Source organism: Neisseria sp. HMSC074B07 (genome assembly GCF_001810355.1).
In the GTDB taxonomy this organism is placed as follows: Bacteria; Pseudomonadota; Gammaproteobacteria; order Burkholderiales; family Neisseriaceae; genus Neisseria.
Genome location: NZ_KV800928.1, coordinates 74919 through 78601 on the forward strand (window position 1 = coordinate 74919; position 3683 = coordinate 78601).

4 protein-coding genes are annotated in these 3683 nt (G+C 46.1%); all 4 read right to left on the reverse strand.

The window, feature by feature from the left end; translation table 11 throughout:
- Positions 1–38: 38 nt before the first annotated feature.
- Positions 39–887, reverse strand: coding sequence for a 4-(cytidine 5'-diphospho)-2-C-methyl-D-erythritol kinase (gene ispE / locus HMPREF2726_RS05985; RefSeq protein WP_009311878.1), 849 nt, complete (start codon positions 885–887; stop codon positions 39–41).
- A 14-nt stretch (positions 888–901) separates the two neighbouring features.
- Positions 902–1492: a lipoprotein insertase outer membrane protein LolB gene (lolB, locus tag HMPREF2726_RS05990; protein ID WP_009311879.1), complete on the reverse strand. Its 591-nt coding sequence runs from the start codon at positions 1490–1492 to the stop codon at positions 902–904.
- 80 nt (positions 1493–1572) lie between these two features.
- Positions 1573–3456 carry a tetratricopeptide repeat protein gene (locus tag HMPREF2726_RS05995; RefSeq protein ID WP_003778238.1) on the reverse strand — a complete coding sequence of 628 codons (1884 nt, stop codon included), beginning with the start codon at positions 3454–3456 and terminating at the stop codon, positions 1573–1575.
- On the reverse strand, positions 3368–3683 hold a 316-nt coding region (locus HMPREF2726_RS14400; RefSeq protein WP_210399682.1), incomplete at its 5' end, for a hypothetical protein. The genes HMPREF2726_RS05995 and HMPREF2726_RS14400, both read right to left, overlap by 89 nt.

Genomic DNA, 3683 nt, shown 5'->3' on the forward strand with positions numbered 1-3683 from the left:
ATCCAGTGTCTTAACCGCTTGACGACTCCCCAACTTTATCAAATCATTTGAAACAATGGATGAACGTCTAAACCTTCAACACAATATGCTTCATATGATTGTGAAACTTGTTGGTATATATTGTTTGCTTCTTGCCGACTATCCGTAAAGAGAAATATACACGCTCCAGACCCTGTCATTAGCGCAGAACCATATTCGGATAATTCACAATAAGCTTTCCAAACCTCAGGATATTCCTGAAAAACAACAGCCTGCATATCATTTCTAAACGGCTGCAAAGATTGGAAAGTCGGCATTATGCTTGGTTTGGAATTTCGTGTCAAGTTCTCATGCGAGAAAATTTTAGCAGTAGAAACATGTACCGACGGTTTGACTATCACATACCATTGTTTAGGAATTTCTATTTTGACTAATTGCTCACCGATTCCTCGTGCAAAAGCACTTTGCCCAAAAAGGAAAAACGGCACATCCGCACCCAAACCAACCGCCAAATCAATAAGCTGTTGCCTTGTCAGCCGACATTGCCACCATTGATTCAACACGGTTAACACAGTTGCCGCATCGGAGCTGCCTCCGCCCAATCCTCCCCCTGTCGGAATCTTTTTCTCCAACCAGATTTCCACACCACGACAGGAACCGGTATGTTGCTGCAAAGAAAGTGCGGCACGATAAGCCAAATCTTGTTCGCAGGGAATACCTTCAGTGGGATTATGCAGAATAATCTTTTTATCGTCTCGTGGCTTCAGGTGGACGGTATCATACAGCCCGATAAGGCAGAAAATACTTTCTAAATTATGGTATCCGTCATCCCTTCTGCCCGTAATACGCAAATCGAGATTCAACTTAGCAGGCGCGGGAAAGGCTTGAGCGTCGGAAGAAATGTCCATATCAAGCTCTTTTTTTATTTTTTAAGGCGGGCTGCACATTGCGTCTGATCGCTGGCAGCAGGTTCGTGGTTGACTTCGTCAAATACCAGACGGACATTTAATTTGGCATTTTCCAATTGAAGGATTTTCGGCTTGCCTTCGCTATTGGTGCTGCGTGTAATAGTCCAATTGAATTGTTCCAAACGGCCATCGGGCAACAATCGATATGGCGCATTGGCAACGCGTTTGCCATCCGCCCAAATATGCAGATATTGAACAGGCAATTCATAGCCCAAAAGTTTGTTGCTGAGCTCTTCTGCTGTTTCTGCCTGATAGACTCGACCTTTACTGTCTACTGCCAATACACCTTGATTGTCTTTACATAACTGTCCGACCGTACTGCCCAAAGGCGTATTGACGCTAATCGTTTGGACTTGATTTTGATAGGACCAGTCAAAATTGGCGTAAGAGCCTTTTTCTTCGACTTTTACTGCCAATCTTCCGTCCGCAGTGAAATCATTGACATTCTCCGCCGGCTTCCAATCATTTTGCTGAGACAAATTAGGATGCACACAAGCGGCAAGCAATATCAGTGTTGCAATAGATACTAAGGTTTGTAATTTCATAAATACTCCCAAAAGGTCGTCTGAAAACGATCTATCATCCCGGCTTCTTCCAAGGCCTTGCTTTCAGACGACCTCTTTCATTATTTCGATTTTACGGAACGCCCCGATTGGGCTTTTTTCGTTGGTTTAGGAGCAGCCTCCACGCCGAAACGCTTCATGGTTTCCCGCAATATTTTCATATCGCCTTCACCCTTCAGGCTGTCCGTCCATATTTTTTTGGCTTTTTCCTGCTCTCCGGATGCCCACAATGCTTCGCCCAAGTGTGCGGCAACTTCTGCATCGGGATATTTTTCAAACGCATATTGCAAATAAGGCAATGCGGTTTGCACATCGTCTTTCAGGAAATAAGCCCAACCCAAACTGTCATTGATGGCGGGGTTTTCCGGCTCGATTTGATAAGCAGCCTGAATCAGTTTAAAGGCTTCGTCTAAATTTTTCTTGGTCGGGGACAGCAAAATATAGCCCAACGCATTCAAACCATTGGCGTTATCCGGTGCCAATTCGACTACGCGGCGCAAATCGGCAATTGCCTTGCCCTGATCGCCCATACGGTCATAAATCATGGCTCGTTGGTACAAAACATCAGGCAACTGCTCCATGGCATCCGGCTGCCGGCTTATCTTGGGCAACATTTTATTCAGCTCGGACAATGCTTCTTGCAAATTATCGTGTTTGGACAAAGCAAACAGGGTAACCCGTTGCAATTCCTTACTGCCGAAATAACGCCCTTCCTGTTCCGGCAGGCTTTGCGCCCGACGTGCTTCTGCCAAAGCTGCCTTACCGTTTCCTTGCTCGGCCTCTAATGAAGCACCGAAAACTGCTTTATCAAAAACATAACTGGGGGAAACAACTTTGGCAAGCCATTGTTTGGCTTTGGGATAATCTTTAACATCGGCATAAGCCATCGCACCAATCAGGGCGGCACGGCTTTGCTGTTCGCTTGTTCCGATGTTATACGCCTTATCCAAATAATTGATAATCGTCGAAATATCGTCTTTACGATTGCTTGCCAACAACGCTGCCTGAATATACAGGTCTGGATTCGGGTTATTTTCCAACAGCGTACGCAGGCGCGCATAGGCTTTGTCGTTTTGTTTATTGGAAATCAGGTTGACGATTTCCAACTCCTGCCATACGGGCGAAAGATTGCGCGTATCGGTTTGCTCGAAGAAGCCGTTTAATATCTCGGGACTGCGTTGCGCCATCAGCCGTAAAGTCAGTAAAGTCGGCGGCAGCATCTCTGCATCCAGCCCTGCCAAACGTTGCAATGCCGCAATGGCATGTTTCTTTTTACCGCCTTGCGCACTGAAAATCACATCGGCAATCGCAGCTTCCGGCAAATCTTTATATTTCAAAGCTTCCTTATGGACTTGTGACGAAGCTTTCTCTGCCAACCCCGGTTGCTGAATCGCCGCCTGAGCCAACAGCAGGAAAATACGCTGATTCTGTTCTTCGCTGGCATTGGCCAAAATATCATCCAAACCATTCAAGGTCTTATCGCCCTGCCCCAGCAAGATATTGCGCAGCCAAGTCATACGTTTTTGCGCATTACCCGGAACAGGTTCGATTTCACGCCATTTTTGATAAATCATTTCCGCCTGTTGGAACGCATTGAGCGAAACCGCCATTTCTAAAGCGCGTTCCGCTACCTCCGGCGATTTGGTATTGTTCAACATCATCATGTATGTTGCCAACGCCGTACCGGCATCACCTTTCTGCAACAGTATTTCGCCGCTCAATAAGGTAAATATCTGATTTGCACGATTTTGTATATTCACACGGCGAGCCTGCTCGACCTTGAATTCATCAGGCGTAAAGCGGTTTCTCTTTTGAATAATCTGTTTCACGTCTTTCGGTGTTTTCACCTCGACGGCATTATCCTGTCTGGCGGCGGAAACTTGCACCGCAAACAACATCATGACCGCAGCGGCAATCGTGCGGGCGCGGGTTGGGGACAGCAACATAACAATCCTTTGTGTACAAAAAAGCCGCATCAGAATTCATACGGCCATAATCAAACGTAACTTTATCACAAGCGGCCAACTTTGTAGATTTAAGCAACCGTAAACCTATTGTAATATTCCTCCTTTTCAGACGACCCCTTGCCCTGAATTTGAACAGGTTCCCGGCTATCTCTTCGCGCTTAACCACCGTAATCAAATATAGTGGATTAACTTTAAACCAGTACGGC

What these genes read in the sequence shown, in the direction of transcription:
- HMPREF2726_RS05995 (WP_003778238.1), bottom strand. Translation starts at nt 3,456, where the DNA reads ATGTTGCTGTCCCCAACCCGCGCCCGCACGATTGCCGCTGCGGTCATG.
- lolB (WP_009311879.1), bottom strand. Translation starts at nt 1,492, where the DNA reads ATGAAATTACAAACCTTAGTATCTATTGCAACACTGATATTGCTTGCC.
- ispE (WP_009311878.1), bottom strand. Translation starts at nt 887, where the DNA reads ATGGACATTTCTTCCGACGCTCAAGCCTTTCCCGCGCCTGCTAAGTTG.